Here is a 12,915-nt window from a genome sequence, read left to right on the forward strand (position 1 = left end):
GAGCTGACTGTTACTAATCGGTCGAGGGCTTGACCTAATTGGTTGTGTTCACAGAAATGGAATGATAGATGTAAAGTATGTGCGGTTTTGAAGGTATATCAGAAAGGCCATCGGAGAGATCCGGTGGCTTTTTGTAATTATTTTCCGCAAAATACTTGTTTTTCGAAAAAGATTGTGTTATAGTAACGATTGTCAGGAAAAGATTCCTGAGGTATTCCTCGATAGCTCAATGGTAGAGCATTCGGCTGTTAACCGAAGGGTTGTTGGTTCGAGCCCAACTCGGGGAGCTAAGATGAAGAAGCGATACAGAAATGAGAAATCATAGCTGTATCGCTTTTTTGCTGTCTGTAGCCATTAAGAAATGCCATCTAACATTTTGACGGTTTTCCATAACATTTCTTCCTGTTCATGGAAAAAAGATTTCGTTATAATAAAATCAGACAGATCACGGAACATGTGCAGAGTCCGGAGTCGTGTCCAGGCGGAACTTTTTCCGATAGGCGCTTGGCGTCATGCCCTGCTTCTGGCGGAAGGCTTTGGTAAAAACTTCGGCATTCCGGTAACCACAGGAAAAAGCGACCGTTTCGATGGAGAGATCCGTATACGATAAAAGCTCGAGCGCACGCGTGATCCGGCAGGAAGAAAGATAGTCCTGCGGTGAGGTATGGAGATATTTTTGAAACAGGGTATAAAGGTAACTTCGGTTGATGCAGACATATCTGGCAATATCCGAGACAAGGATTTCATTGGAATAATTATTTCGGATAAACTCAACGGCTTTTTCCACGTAAAGATTGCCACTCTCCCGTGCAAAAGGGTCGGCAAGCGTGATTTCGCGGGAAAGAATTGAGAAAAACTGGTATAGACAGCCTTCCAGAAGATACTGGTCAGAGGTGTCATAGGTATTGTGCTTCTGCATCTGAAACAGGAGGGACTGCAGTTCACCGGAAAAGTTGCACTGGTAGACAGGGTGCTCCTCGGAAAGACCGAGTTCCTGTACATAAGAGGCAGCTTTTTCGCCGTCAAAACCGATCCAGAGATAGGTCCAGGGATCATCCGCATCGGCTTCATAGTAGGTGCGGACATTTGGCATCAGGAAAAAGCCCTGTCCGGCGGTTAAGCGGTAAGTGCGGTTTCCGATGGTAAAAATGCCTTTCCCGGAAATAATATAGTGGATCACGTAATTGGGGCGGACAGCCGGGCCGTAGCTGTGGAACGGCTGGCAGGCTTCGTAGCCGCAGAAGCAGAGATAAAGATCCGAAAATTTATGCTTTGGGACGGGAAGTGTCCAGGAAGTTTCCATAAGTATACCTCACAAAATGAATCATCAGAAAAGCCGGAATGTCACAAAAGGATGAGATTCCGAAATGTCAGTAAAATTATATCGTGTTTTGCAGGATACTGCAAGCCGCTGTAGAAGATCAAAGGCCCGGAGTAGCAGCCGTTGCGGTTCACGCAGCACCGGAACACTTGCTGTTCGGGTATGTAAGAAAGTGATTTTGGTGTGAGCAGCCCGAAAAAATGCGATAAGATAAAGGAGAAAAAACTATGGCAATCAAAGTAAGTGAAAATGGACGGTTATTTACCCTCCAGACAAAAGACAGCAGTTACCAGATGTTCGCAGATGACAAAAATGTGCTTCTGCATCTCTACTATGGAGAAAAAATCGGTGAGGAAAATCTTTCCGGTCTGATTTTCTGTACAGATATGGGATTTGCAGGAAATCCGGAGGAGGCAGGCCCTAACCGGAAATATTCTCTTGATGCACTTCCGCAGGAAATTCCGGGAAGTGGTGTCGGTGATTTCCGTGATGATATGATTGAGATCCGCCACGCGGACGGCAGCTTTGCAGCAGATTTTCGTTTCGATTCGTTCGAAATTCTGGATCATTCCTATGCTATTCCCGGAATGCCGGCGCTGTACGATACAGAGGAAGAAAAAGGTGAGACTCTTGTTATTACAATGACGGAGAAGGCTTCCGACATTGTGCTGAAGCTGTTTTACGGTGTATTTGAAAAGGAAAATGTGATTACGAGAGCGGCAAGACTCGAAAATCACGGAGAAACGGCAATTGAGCTGGAAAAAATGCTGTCATTCAGCATGGATCTGATGTATGAAAATTATGAGATGATCTATTTCTCGGGTCGTCATGCGATGGAGCGTACGGCGGAGCGGATTCCGGTGCAGCATGCAAAAGTCGAGATCGGAAGCACCCGCGGTACATCGAGCCATCATTACAATCCGGCTGTGATCCTCTGCGAGGAGGGTGCGGGTGAGACACACGGTTCCTGCATCGGCGCATGCCTCGTTTACAGCGGAAACTTTGTTGCGGCAGCACAGAAGGATCAGAAAAATCAGACCCGTTTTCAGATGGGTATTCATCCGACCAATTTCTGCTTCCATCTGGAAAAAGGAGAGGCGTTCGATACCCCGCAGGCAATCTTAAGCTATTCCGGAACCGGCCTTACCAAACTGTCACAGCAGTATCATGAGATCATCCGCGAGCATATCTGCCGTGGCGCATACAAGCATGCCAAACGACCGATTCTGATCAACAACTGGGAAGCAACCTATTTTAATTTCAACGAAGAAAAAATCCTGAAAATTGCAGAACAGGCGCAAAAGCTTGGCATTGAGATGCTGGTGCTTGACGATGGCTGGTTTGGAAAACGAGAGGATGATAACAGTGGTCTCGGTGACTGGTTCGTCAACGAGAAAAAGATGAACGGCTCCATGGCGCAGCTTGCAGAAAAAATTCACAAGATGGGCATGAAATTCGGTCTCTGGTTTGAGCCGGAGATGATTTCCGAGGACAGTGATCTTTACCGTGCACATCCGGACTGGGCATTTGCAATTCCTGGCCGTGTGCCGAACCACAGCAGAAATCAGCTTGTACTTGATATGACGCGTGAGGATGTGCGTGAGTATCTGCTGGAGCGTCTGACAACCATCGTTCATGATGCAAAGATTGATTATGTCAAATGGGATATGAACCGCAGTGTCTGCGATGTTTACAGCCATGTGGCAGCACAGAGCCGAAACGGAGAGCTGTATCACCGCTATGTGCTCGGTGTTTACGATTTGATGGAAAAATTCCTTGCCGCATGCCCGAATCTGCTGCTCGAGGGCTGCAGCGGAGGAGGCGGAAGATATGATGCCGGTATGATGTATTACTCTCCGCAGATCTGGTGCAGCGATAATACCGATGCGATCAACCGCCTGTCTATCCAGTACGGAAGCTCGTTCTTCTATCCGATCAGTACCGTTGGTTCCCACGTTTCTGTATGCCCGAACCATCAGACCGGCCGTGTGACACCGTTCCGGACAAGAGGCGATGTGGCGCTGGCAGGAAGCTTTGGATATGAGATGGATCTGAATAAGATTTCAGAGGAAGAAAAAGAGATGGTAAAAGAGCAGGTTGCTGCGATGCATGAATATTACGAGCTCACACACGAAGGCCTGTATTACCGTCTGACCGGACTGAAAAAACAGGATTTCATGGCATGGGAGTTCGTGGCAGAGGATCAGAGCCGCGCACTGCTTACGATCGTAAAGACTGACGCAGAAGGAAATATGCTTCCGGTTCACACGAAAGTGTGCGGTCTTGCAGAGGATAAGCTGTACCGCTGCAGCCTGGACCAGGAAGTCCGCCTTGGCCGTACCTGGAACCGTGCGGGGCTGACCCTGCATCAGGTGCTGGGAGAGTATGAGAGTATCCGGGTCGAATTTACAGAAGTAAAATAAAAAAGATAAGAAAAATCTTCAACTGGATTTGAGGGGGAGGGAACCTCAATCTGGTTGGAGATTTTTTTGCATAAAGAAAATCAAGGCAGGAGGGAAGGAACGTACTCTTTACAGTGCAAAAATAGTTGTGATACAATAAGCAAAAGAAATTTTCTGACAGAAAATAAAGACGGAACTGTCAAGAAAGGAAATTGTACATGAGAAACAGAAAAAACTGTTTAGCGGTTCTTCTGATGACAACTATTGTGGTAATGGGATGTGGAAATCAGCAGGTGAAAAAGGAGAATCCATCGGCTGTCTCCGAAAGAGCATCCAGTGTCCAGGATGAGTCAGAAGATGGTGAAAAAGAGTTTCTTTCTACATACCAGAATATTATAATCACACTTCCAGAAGGCTGGAATGTAATGAGAGATGAAAAAATCCAATGCAGTTTCATATCGGAAGATGGGGAAAGTCTTGAGATATCGTATCGGGAAGGAATGGCAAAAGTGATACTTATGGATTTTCCGGAGGACGAAGAGAGCGCTGAAAATTTGCTCTATCCGAATGAAATAACAGGGGAAAACAGCATCAGTGATTTTATGGTGAAAACAGCTAACGAAGGAAAAGATAACGAGAGTTCCTTTTATCGTTTCCAGGTAAAAAATTCCCAGCAGATTCCGATTGCATTTTTCTGCGGGGTGAAAACGGAGAATGAAGGGTATCAGATCATATGGAAAAAAGGAAGCGGCAGCAACGATACACAGCAAATCGTGCCGGAAATACTGGAGTCTCTGCAGTTCCCGGACAATGAGCTGCTGACAGAAACATTTCAGACGGCCTGCAAGGAGCAGAAAAGAGCTCTGGAAGCAGAAAATAATTCGGATGGCGTGAAAAAGCAGAAGGGTAAGAAAACCGTCACCTGTATCTCACCGGTCAATGTACGTACAGAACCCAACGTCAGCACAAGCCAGGTCATCGGAGCTCTGACGACAGGGGAAGAAGTGGAAATGCTCGGAAAAGAAAACGGATGGTACAAGATTTCGTATGAGGGAAAAACGGCGTATGTGTACGAAGACTATGTGAAAGAAAAAGAAAATTAAAAAAATCATATTTTCAAAAAAGCTGCCGAAGCAAACAGAACCGGCAGCTTTTTTGAAATAATTTTGAAAAAGAAAAATCCCGGAAACTATCTGTTTCCGGGAAAGAAGAGGCGTCGACCGGATTTGAACCGGTGGATACTGGTGTTGCAGACCATTGCCTTACCACTTGGCTACGACGCCATATGACTCCGACGGGAATCGAACCCGTGTTACCGCCGTGAAAGGGCGATGTCTTAACCGCTTGACCACGGAGCCGAAGTTTTTGTTTTGTCTGCCGTGATTTTTGCTCAGCGACAAGTAGTATATTATCATAAGAAAACGAGTTTGGCAAGTGTTTTTTGAAAAAAAATCAAAAATTTTTGAGATTTGTGTTGCCGTGCATTCAGAAGGAAAAAATTTGAGTTTCGCTGTGTAAGAAAGTGATTTATCTTTGCGTAGATATAAAAAGGAAACAGAAAAATTTGCCGGGTCAGGGCATGGCCTTTCGATATTCTTCCGGTGACATACCAAAAGTCCGGCGGAAAATGCTGGCAAAATAGCTGGGGCTTTCAAATCCGGTATGCAGAGCAATTTCCAAGATAGAAAGCGAGCTGCCGGTAAGAAGATCTGCGGCTTGGGTTACGCGGTACTGGTTGATATAGGAAATAGGCGTTGTGTGAAAGTGCGTTTTGAAGAAACGACAAAAATATTGTGGATTCATATTGAGTATAGCAGCAAGATCTGAAAGACGGATTTTAGAATCATAGTTATCCTGAATATAACGTAAGAGTTTTTTACACTGATCAGATCTTTCTTTTTTACGAGTGCAGAGGGGTTCCGGATGAAGAAAAAGCTGGTATTGCGCCAGAAGTGCAAGAATCCGATACATGTCACTTTTGATCAGAAGAAACCAGCCGATGGGTTTGGTATCGTATGCATACAGGATTTCCTGGAAAAGCTCAGATAATGTCAGTACAAATGTTTTCTGTGTCTGAGAGGAGGCTTCAGCAGCAGAAAGCTCTTCCAATGGAAAAGCCGGAAGAAGCAGTTGATATGCCATACTTGTTCGTGAAGAGTTCAGTTGCCTTGAATTTATCATGAACAGGGACACGATCAACTGGATTCTGAAATAACTGAATACAGGAGGTCGAACATGGAGCATTTACCAAAGAAAATCCATCAAAACGGAATCAGCTACACGCTGGTGGGAGACTACTACATCCCCGATCTGGAGCTACCGGAGGAAAGCCGCCCCATTGGGCGGTGGGGCCGGATGCACAAAGCGTTTCTGCAAGAACACCGGCCCGGCCAGTACAATGCCCTGCTTCTGTCGGGAAAACTCTGGACATATCTTGCTGACCTGAACGAACAGGCCGCTGACCGGCTGGCGTGTATCGTCTCGCAGATGCAGGAGGCGGAGGGTGTCACCGAGGAACTGAAAGCCCGTGACCAGCTTGCGTGGGTCGGGGGCATGAACAGCATTCGCAGCCGAGCAGAGGAAATCATCCTCTCTGAGATGATTTTTGTTTAAGGAGGTGCCTGTCTATGAGATACCGTATCGAATACGCCGATGGGCGTTATTGTAACTTTGCCAACGGCAGGGCTGAGCTGCTGAAATGGCTGAAACTGCTGAAGCAAGAGGAAATCTCCGACATCCGCAAAGTATATAAAAGCGGTGTGTCAGATTCCGTCCTGGAAACATACCGGAATTATATCCGCCCAGCATAAGGAGGGGCGCTTATGGGTACAGATATAGAAAAATTGGTTGATTTGATGATTCAGGAGCGGATGCAGAGCCAGTTTGCTAAGTGGCGGGAGGCAGAAACCGGCACGGAGAAAAAAGAGGACTGCCTTCGCTTGGAAAACGAGTATGAAAAAGCAATCAGCGCATTGTCTGAGGAACAGAAGGACGCTGTAAGACACTACTGTGATTCTATTTTCGATTCTGGTGCAGAAAGCGAGTGCTTCTTTTACCGGCTGGGCCTCAAAGATGGCATCCGTCTCTGGAAGTTTATGAAAAAGCTGATGAAAACGGTCAGCTAACGGATGTATAACCACATATTTTATTCCGCCCACAAACGGGTCGAAAGCCGTCCAACGGTACAGATTGGGCGGCTTTCCTGTTATCTGCGTTTCTTCCGCTTGGGCGCATAGTACGGCTGCGGCTTGGCCTTTCCTCTCATGTTGTTGGGATTTTTGAGCATTTTGGACAGGCTCAGTATCCGCAAAAATGCAGAGAAGTCCTCTGAGGAAATCTTCTCGAAGGGTATCTGCATTCTGTCGCAAAATTCGTGGATTACCACTTCCTCTTGGCTGCCCTGTTCGAGCGCCTGTTCAAACTTTTCCTTGACGTCATCCAGCGTGGGCTGCGGGTCGGCGGTGGTCTTGTCCTTGCGGTGTGCTTCCCGGATGTCCCGGACGATGCTGTCCAGATCATCGTGCATGACATGGCTGTAAAAATCGCTTTCCTGCACCTGCCCCAGTTCCAGCGTCCGCATATAGAGGTCATCTTCTCCGGGCGCATACTTGCTCATGACGGTCTGCCGGGTGGCCTCCAACACCAGATTCATCTGCTCCACCCGCATATTGGCGATCTGGTCGATGCAGATTTCCATATCTATCATCAGCCGCCGGAAATTCGGGTGGGCAGCCAGTTCGCAGAGAAGCCGGTTGTTGATTTTGCCGCTGCTCAAAAGTTCCACCATATCATCACTCAGATGCAGAGATTGAAGTTCTGTGTTTGGGTGATTTTTATTTTCCGTCAGCCCCATCAGATAGTCGGTGGACACGCCGTAAAAGTCCGCCAGCGTTGCAATCGCAAACGGGCTGATGTCCTTGTAGTCATCGGTTTCGTATTTTCCCAGCGCGGATTTAGACAGGCCGGTCTGCTCCGCCAGTTGTTCCAGCGTCAGGTGCTTGTCCACCACCCGCAGGTCTTTGAGCCGCTCCGGGATTGTCAGCTTTGCGTACATCCAAAGCCCCCTCTCTCGTTATCTTTTTCAGTGATTACACCCATTATAGCACGATTCCATAAGCGTGGAAATATGCGGATTTCGAGCGTTTTTCCGACGTTTTGGATATACGGGAAAGGGCCTCTTTTTTCGGTAAACTGGTTCTTGCAGACAGGCACAGAACCTTGAAAATCGAATGACCGGCTGCAAGGGGTATGGCCTCCGGGGAAGTGACGCCAGGACAGAAATCGAGCACACCAAAGAGGCCGATACGCCGGGAGAAATTCCGGGCAGGAGCGGCTTGCAGGCAGACCGGCGGACAGGAAACAAGTTTATCATGCGGGGCGCATGGCTCCGCAGCAAAGAAATGGAGGAAATCATTATGACACTGAGTATGAAAGAAAAGAAGATTCTCTACGCTTACGGCTGTCTCAGCCACCACAATACGGTGACACGGCTGAAATGGCTGACGGCTCTGACGGTTGACCCGGAGGCCAAACGCCGGATGCTGGGGCTGGCCCGGAAGGTGGAGACGGAGATGAACGAAAGCTGGTACGAGGATTTTTATCACCATCTGCGCATGGAGATGGACGAGTACCGCCGTCTCAAGCGCAACCTGCGTGTGCTGAAATCTTACACCGATTATGAGGAGGATCTGTATGAAGAAGCTGTCTAAGTATGAGAAAGAAACCATCATCAACTGGAACGAGGCGGAGAACCTTGCCAGCGTCTACACCTTCAACGCCAGCTTGAAGCGCAGGCTGGCTGATTTCAGCCGGAAGTACCCACTGTTGTGCCGGTTGGAGCGCAGCACGCCGGAGGGCAGCGTGACCTATGTGCTGGACAAGTCCCGGCTGTCGATCCGGCTGGTGCCTCCGTACAGCGAAGAACGGAAAGCCGCCGCAAGGGAGTACGCAAAGGAGCATGGCTTTCAGGTGGTGGTAACGGAAGAAAAAATCGCCTAAAATCGGGGTGTTTACGGGAAAAATGACGGGTCTGCACCCGATGTTTTGACCGGCAATCCCCGCAGGCGTATTCCGTATCCACTCCCCGCCTATGGGCGCAAATGTGTGGATACGGAGCCGGTGAAACTGGCAAACACCGTTCCTGCGGTGGAAGCCAGCTTCGCCGGTGCGGAAGTACAGAGGGCGGCCAGCCCTTTGTGGCGGGGTGCAGGGGCGGCAGCGCACTGCTGGGGTCAAGGGGCAACGCCCATTGGCAGGTTAAGGGCGGCAGCCATTATCGGGTCAAGGACGAAGTGCCTTGGCAGGTTGAGGGCAGCCGCCCCATCGGGTCAAGGGTGAAACGCCTTGCCCAGGGAAAGTTGATGCCTGCGTCAACTTGTATTGGGTATTACCTGACGCAAAATTCGCAGGATTTGCGGCTTCGCCGCCCCTTCCCCGGCCCCAGAACATCTTCGCAGGAAGGAGGAAATCTGTTTGAAACTGACACGACACAATGGACGCTCCGGCAAGCATGGCACCTATAATCCCCGCCACAATGACCGCCGGTTCGATGTGGAGAACAGCGAACACATTGACGCAGAACGGGCAAGGCAAAATGTCTACTGGGACTGCTACCGGGGCTTTACCACCCATGAGTTCCGGGAGAACCCGGAGCAGCCGGATTTCAGCTTTGAGGAAATCGAGCGGATGTATTACTACGAGCATTACGGCGGCTATGTGGAAGCTCAGAACGCCCGGAATGAGAAAACCCGGCACACCGAGCGCAACCGCACTGTGGAGGACTTGCTGAAAAACAACAAGACCTGCCCGGAGGAAAGTATCTACCAGATCGGCACGATGGGAGAATCCGTCTCGCCGGATACGCTCTTTTCCATCGTCAATGAGTTTTATCAGGAATTTGAGCGCCGCTTCGGTTCCCATATCCACATCCTGGACTGGGCGCTCCATCTGGACGAGGGGACGCCCCACATCCATGAGCGGCACGTCTTTGACTGTGAGAACCGCTATGGGGAACTGTGCCCCCAGCAGGAAAAGGCGCTGGAAGAACTTGGCATCCCTCTCCCCAACCCGGAGAAGCCCAAAGGCCGGAACAACAACCGCAAGCAGACCTTTGATGCGGTCTGCCGGACGATCCTGTTTGACATCGCCAGACGGCATGGGCTGCATCTGGATCAGGAGCCGTCCTACGGCGGGCGGGACTATCTGGAAAAACAGGATTATATCCTGATGAAGCAGAAGGAGCAGCTTGCGGCGCAGGAGCAGAAGCTGGAAGAACTGACGCTCAAAATCGAGGACGTGGAGACGCTGTTAGATGATGTTTCCGATGCGGCCTATGACAAGGCGGTGGAGGTGGTGACCGATACCGTCCGGCAGGAGACACACAAAGAAGATATTCGTCTGATCGAGGAAACGAAAAAGTGGGTGCTTTCGCCGGAGCGGAAGGCCCCGAAGAAGGAGCGTGACTACGCTGCCGCCCGTCTGGATGGAGTGATTACCAAAATCAAACGGGTCATGCAGAACGCCCTGGCAAAAATCCAGAAAACTCTCATGCAGCCGGAGGTCAAGAAGGCCGGTAAGGAGCAGATTAAGGAGAAGGCCAGAGAATCCATCCGGGAGAAGCTGGCGAAAGGCAGGCTGAACGCTGACCGAGATAACCGGGAACGCTGGGAACGTGAGGGGCGGATTGCTCCGAAAAAGAAACACGATATGGAGTTATGAGGCACCTGATTTTCTGCGGAAACGGGTGCTTTTTTCTCTGCCTGGAGGTGAGAAAATCGAATATATTTGAAGCGGTGAAGGAGTCTGTCACCACAAGGCAGGCTGCGGAATATTACGGGGTGCAGGTTGGCAGGAATGGCATGGCCTGCTGTCCCTTCCATGATGACAAACATCCCAGTATGAAGATTGACCATCGGTTCCACTGCTTTGGCTGTCAGGCAGATGGGGATGTGATTGATTTTACCGCCCGTCTGTTTAGTCTGAGCAGTAAGGAGGCGGCGCTGAAGCTGGCGGAGGATTTCTCTGTCCACTATGACGCCAAAGGCCATGACCCGCCCCGCAGGAGGCCGGTCAAGCGAAAAATCAGCGAGGAACTGCGTTACCGGCAGGCGGAGCAGAAATGTTTCCGGGTGCTGTGCAATTACCTGCATCTGCTGGAACGCTGGGAGAAGGAATACGCCCCGCAGACGCCGGATGAAGCGTGGAATCCGCTGTTCGTGGAGGCCCTGCAAAAGAAACCGTACACGGAATATCTGCTGGATATTCTCTTGTCCGGCAGCATGGAGGAACGTGCTTCCGTGGTCGCTGAGTATGGAAAAGAGGTGAGGAAGATTGAGCAGCGAATATCAGAGTTTACCGCTAGCCACCCGGCAGGCCGCCATGAGCGCAGCCGAAGCCTTAGCGCCGGAGCGGAGCGTTGATGAGGTGCGGGAAAGCCTGTCCGTCACCGAGAAGGGCCAGCCCGCCAACACCATCGGCAACTGCCGGACGGTGTTCTGCCATGACCCTCTCCTGCGTGGGGCGATCCGCCTGAACCTTTTGACTGACCGGGTGGACATTGTACAGGATTTAGGCTGGCGCAGGAATACCAGTGCCCTGACGGATACGGACGTGAAATATCTGCTTCTCTATTTTGAGCAGACCTATGGCCTGACCAGTGAGAAAAAGATGACGGCGGCGCTCTCCATCGTGGCGAATGAGAACTGCTACCATCCCATACAGGACGTGCTAAACGGCCTTGTCTGGGACGGGACGCCCCGCATCCGCTCCTGTCTCCATCATTTCTTAGGTGCGGACGAGAGCGACTATGTGGAGGAAATGCTGAAACACTTTTTGCTGGGGGCTATCCGGCGGGTATTCCGCCCCGGCTCCAAATATGAGGAAATGCTCTGTCTGGTGGGCGGTCAGGGGGCTGGCAAGTCCAGCTTCTTCCGCTTGCTGGCGATCCGGGACGAGTGGTTCAGTGACGACCTGAAAAAACTGGACGATGACAGGGTGTATCTGAAGCTGCAAGGACACTGGATTATCGAAATGTCGGAGATGCTGGCTACCAGCAGCGCCAAAAGCATTGAAGAAATCCGCTCCTTTATCAGCCGCCAGAAGGAAACCTACCGGACGCCCTACGAGGCCCAGCCCAAAGACCGGCTGCGGCAGTGTGTGTTCGGCGGTTCGTCCAACACACTGGACTTCCTGCCCCTTGACCGGGCCGGAAATCGGCGCTTTTTGCCGATCATGATTTACCCGGAGAATGCAGAGGTTCACATTTTGGAGGACGAGGACGCCTCCAGAGCCTATCTTTTACAGGTCTGGGCGGAGGCCATGACGATTTACCGCAGCGGCCACTACTCTATGAAGTTCAGCAAGTCCATCCAGCGCCAGCTGGTGGAGGTGCAGAAGGATTTCATGCCGGAGGACACCGAGGCCGGACAGATACAGGGCTTTCTGGAACACTACACCGGCAGCATGGTCTGCTCCAAACAGCTGTTCAAGGAGGCGCTGGGCCACACCTACGATGAGCCGAAGCGGTGGCAGCTGCACAATATCAACGAGATCATGAACACGGTGGTGACGGGCTGGAAACCATTCTCCAATCCCCGGATGTTCACCGGATATGGCAGGCAGAGGGGCTGGGAACGGGACGTTTCCGGCAACGAACTGCCCGGCAACGAAGATGGATTTGTGGAGCTGACCGAGGAAGAATGCTGCCAGCTGGAACTGCCGAAGGAGTGGATCGCATAAAATTAGCGGTCTGTTGCCGGGATGGTTGCCACTTGGTTGCCGGGTTTGTTGCCGGGGATTCTCCGGTCTGGATACGGAAAAAGCCTGTAAATAAGGTATTTTCTAATATCTATCTCTATCTCCGGCAACGAAAACAACGAGATTTTTCAAGAAAATTGATAAAGTAAGATTTGCAGGTCAGACGGTAGTTTACAGGTTTTCAGAGGTTCGTTGCCGGACTTCGTTGCCAGTGCTGCCGTCTGGCCTGCTACTCTATGGAGGTAGCCTATGGAAAAAAGCAAACAGCAGAAAAATAAAGTCCGTTTTGTGGTGGTGCGGGAGTTCTCCGGGGAGAAGTCCATGCGGGAAGCCTTTGAGCAGCTGATCGAGCGCCAGACCTGCGAACACTTCGAGGAATGGCTGGAACAGCGGGAAATGGCCGAAAACGCTGCGTAAAAACGGTTGATTCAGGGGCAG

General features: G+C 50.4%; 14 protein-coding genes and 3 tRNA genes. 12 read left to right on the plus strand and 5 right to left on the minus strand.

The window, feature by feature from the left end; all coding sequences use genetic code 11:
* Window positions 1-215: 215 nt before the first annotated feature.
* Window positions 216-287 (plus strand) — tRNA-Asn (locus tag DWZ44_RS11000).
* Window positions 288-445: 158 nt separating this feature from the next.
* Here the strand turns inward: DWZ44_RS11000 and DWZ44_RS11005 are convergent.
* The gene (locus DWZ44_RS11005; protein ID WP_117802316.1) at window positions 446-1,303 is read right to left on the minus strand and encodes an AraC family transcriptional regulator; all 858 of its coding nucleotides are present in this window, start codon (window positions 1,301-1,303) and stop codon (window positions 446-448) included.
* 245 nt (window positions 1,304-1,548) lie between these two features.
* Here DWZ44_RS11005 and DWZ44_RS11010 point away from each other — a divergent pair, with 245 nt between their 5' ends.
* Together DWZ44_RS11010 and DWZ44_RS11015 are read left to right on the plus strand one after the other, a co-directional pair.
* Complete coding sequence (locus DWZ44_RS11010; protein ID WP_117804868.1) at window positions 1,549-3,744, plus strand: alpha-galactosidase; 2,196 nt, start codon at window positions 1,549-1,551, stop codon at window positions 3,742-3,744.
* 197 nt (window positions 3,745-3,941) lie between these two features.
* Window positions 3,942-4,826 (plus strand): SH3 domain-containing protein, encoded by an 885-nt coding sequence (locus DWZ44_RS11015; RefSeq protein ID WP_117802317.1) that lies wholly within the window; start codon window positions 3,942-3,944, stop codon window positions 4,824-4,826.
* 108 nt (window positions 4,827-4,934) lie between these two features.
* Here the strand turns inward: DWZ44_RS11015 and DWZ44_RS11020 are convergent.
* From DWZ44_RS11020 to DWZ44_RS11030, 3 genes are all read right to left on the minus strand, one after another.
* Window positions 4,935-5,006: transfer RNA gene (locus DWZ44_RS11020), tRNA-Cys, on the minus strand.
* A 3-nt stretch (window positions 5,007-5,009) separates the two neighbouring features.
* Window positions 5,010-5,081 (minus strand) — tRNA-Glu (locus DWZ44_RS11025).
* A gap of 214 nt (window positions 5,082-5,295) precedes the next feature.
* On the minus strand, window positions 5,296-5,865 hold the full coding sequence (locus DWZ44_RS11030; protein ID WP_158565884.1) for a helix-turn-helix transcriptional regulator: 570 nt from the start codon (window positions 5,863-5,865) through the stop codon (window positions 5,296-5,298).
* Window positions 5,866-5,958: 93 nt separating this feature from the next.
* Between DWZ44_RS11030 and DWZ44_RS11035 the strand changes: the two genes are divergently transcribed.
* The 3 genes from DWZ44_RS11035 to DWZ44_RS18700 are packed head-to-tail and all read left to right on the plus strand — an operon-like array spanning window position 5,959 to window position 6,848.
* Window positions 5,959-6,336 carry a TnpV protein gene (locus tag DWZ44_RS11035; RefSeq protein WP_055219871.1) on the plus strand — a complete coding sequence of 126 codons (378 nt, stop codon included), beginning with the start codon at window positions 5,959-5,961 and terminating at the stop codon, window positions 6,334-6,336.
* 14 nt (window positions 6,337-6,350) lie between these two features.
* Window positions 6,351-6,533: a hypothetical protein gene (locus tag DWZ44_RS11040; RefSeq protein WP_055219873.1), complete on the plus strand. Its 183-nt coding sequence runs from the start codon at window positions 6,351-6,353 to the stop codon at window positions 6,531-6,533.
* A 12-nt stretch (window positions 6,534-6,545) separates the two neighbouring features.
* Window positions 6,546-6,848 carry a hypothetical protein gene (locus tag DWZ44_RS18700; RefSeq protein WP_055219875.1) on the plus strand — a complete coding sequence of 101 codons (303 nt, stop codon included), beginning with the start codon at window positions 6,546-6,548 and terminating at the stop codon, window positions 6,846-6,848.
* Between the two features lie 80 nt (window positions 6,849-6,928).
* Here the strand turns inward: DWZ44_RS18700 and DWZ44_RS11050 are convergent, their stop codons facing one another.
* The gene (locus DWZ44_RS11050; protein ID WP_055266762.1) at window positions 6,929-7,777 is read right to left on the minus strand and encodes a helix-turn-helix domain-containing protein; all 849 of its coding nucleotides are present in this window, start codon (window positions 7,775-7,777) and stop codon (window positions 6,929-6,931) included.
* Window positions 7,778-7,952: 175 nt separating this feature from the next.
* Here DWZ44_RS11050 and DWZ44_RS18705 point away from each other — a divergent pair, with 175 nt between their 5' ends.
* The 6 genes from DWZ44_RS18705 (at window position 7,953) to DWZ44_RS18440 (ending at window position 12,894) form a co-directional block, all read left to right on the plus strand.
* A complete protein-coding gene (locus DWZ44_RS18705) occupies window positions 7,953-8,432 on the plus strand; it encodes a hypothetical protein (protein WP_226906287.1) in 480 nt (159 codons plus the stop codon).
* Window positions 8,416-8,721, plus strand: a complete 306-nt coding sequence (locus DWZ44_RS11060; protein WP_055222220.1) for a hypothetical protein — start codon at window positions 8,416-8,418, stop codon at window positions 8,719-8,721. The genes DWZ44_RS18705 and DWZ44_RS11060 overlap by 17 nt, the downstream gene beginning before the upstream one ends.
* Window positions 8,722-9,195: 474 nt before the next feature.
* Window positions 9,196-10,440, plus strand: coding sequence for a hypothetical protein (locus DWZ44_RS11065; RefSeq protein WP_055266764.1), 1,245 nt, complete (start codon window positions 9,196-9,198; stop codon window positions 10,438-10,440).
* Window positions 10,437-11,141 (plus strand): CHC2 zinc finger domain-containing protein, encoded by a 705-nt coding sequence (locus DWZ44_RS11070; protein WP_055266766.1) that lies wholly within the window; start codon window positions 10,437-10,439, stop codon window positions 11,139-11,141. Before DWZ44_RS11065 ends, DWZ44_RS11070 begins: the two co-directional genes overlap by 4 nt.
* Window positions 11,101-12,459, plus strand: a complete 1,359-nt coding sequence (locus DWZ44_RS11075; RefSeq protein WP_055221981.1) for a virulence-associated E family protein — start codon at window positions 11,101-11,103, stop codon at window positions 12,457-12,459. Before DWZ44_RS11070 ends, DWZ44_RS11075 begins: the two co-directional genes overlap by 41 nt.
* A 267-nt stretch (window positions 12,460-12,726) precedes the next feature.
* Window positions 12,727-12,894 (plus strand): hypothetical protein, encoded by a 168-nt coding sequence (locus DWZ44_RS18440; RefSeq protein ID WP_164468434.1) that lies wholly within the window; start codon window positions 12,727-12,729, stop codon window positions 12,892-12,894.
* Window positions 12,895-12,915 lie beyond the last annotated feature (21 nt).

This window comes from Blautia sp. AF32-4BH (assembly GCF_003460565.1).
Lineage (GTDB): Bacteria > Bacillota > Clostridia > Lachnospirales > Lachnospiraceae > Fusicatenibacter > Fusicatenibacter saccharivorans.

Coding starts and splice junctions, on each gene's coding strand:
- DWZ44_RS11005 (WP_117802316.1), bottom strand. CDS start 1,303: ATGGAAACTTCCTGGACACTTCCCGTCCCAAAGCATAAATTTTCGGAT.
- DWZ44_RS11010 (WP_117804868.1), top strand. CDS start 1,549: ATGGCAATCAAAGTAAGTGAAAATGGACGGTTATTTACCCTCCAGACA.
- DWZ44_RS11015 (WP_117802317.1), top strand. CDS start 3,942: ATGAGAAACAGAAAAAACTGTTTAGCGGTTCTTCTGATGACAACTATT.
- DWZ44_RS11030 (WP_158565884.1), bottom strand. CDS start 5,865: ATGGCATATCAACTGCTTCTTCCGGCTTTTCCATTGGAAGAGCTTTCT.
- DWZ44_RS11035 (WP_055219871.1), top strand. CDS start 5,959: ATGGAGCATTTACCAAAGAAAATCCATCAAAACGGAATCAGCTACACG.
- DWZ44_RS11040 (WP_055219873.1), top strand. CDS start 6,351: ATGAGATACCGTATCGAATACGCCGATGGGCGTTATTGTAACTTTGCC.
- DWZ44_RS18700 (WP_055219875.1), top strand. CDS start 6,546: ATGGGTACAGATATAGAAAAATTGGTTGATTTGATGATTCAGGAGCGG.
- DWZ44_RS11050 (WP_055266762.1), bottom strand. CDS start 7,777: ATGTACGCAAAGCTGACAATCCCGGAGCGGCTCAAAGACCTGCGGGTG.
- DWZ44_RS18705 (WP_226906287.1), top strand. CDS start 7,953: ATGACCGGCTGCAAGGGGTATGGCCTCCGGGGAAGTGACGCCAGGACA.
- DWZ44_RS11060 (WP_055222220.1), top strand. CDS start 8,416: ATGAAGAAGCTGTCTAAGTATGAGAAAGAAACCATCATCAACTGGAAC.
- DWZ44_RS11070 (WP_055266766.1), top strand. CDS start 10,437: ATGAGGCACCTGATTTTCTGCGGAAACGGGTGCTTTTTTCTCTGCCTG.
- DWZ44_RS11075 (WP_055221981.1), top strand. CDS start 11,101: ATGAGCGCAGCCGAAGCCTTAGCGCCGGAGCGGAGCGTTGATGAGGTG.
- DWZ44_RS18440 (WP_164468434.1), top strand. CDS start 12,727: ATGGAAAAAAGCAAACAGCAGAAAAATAAAGTCCGTTTTGTGGTGGTG.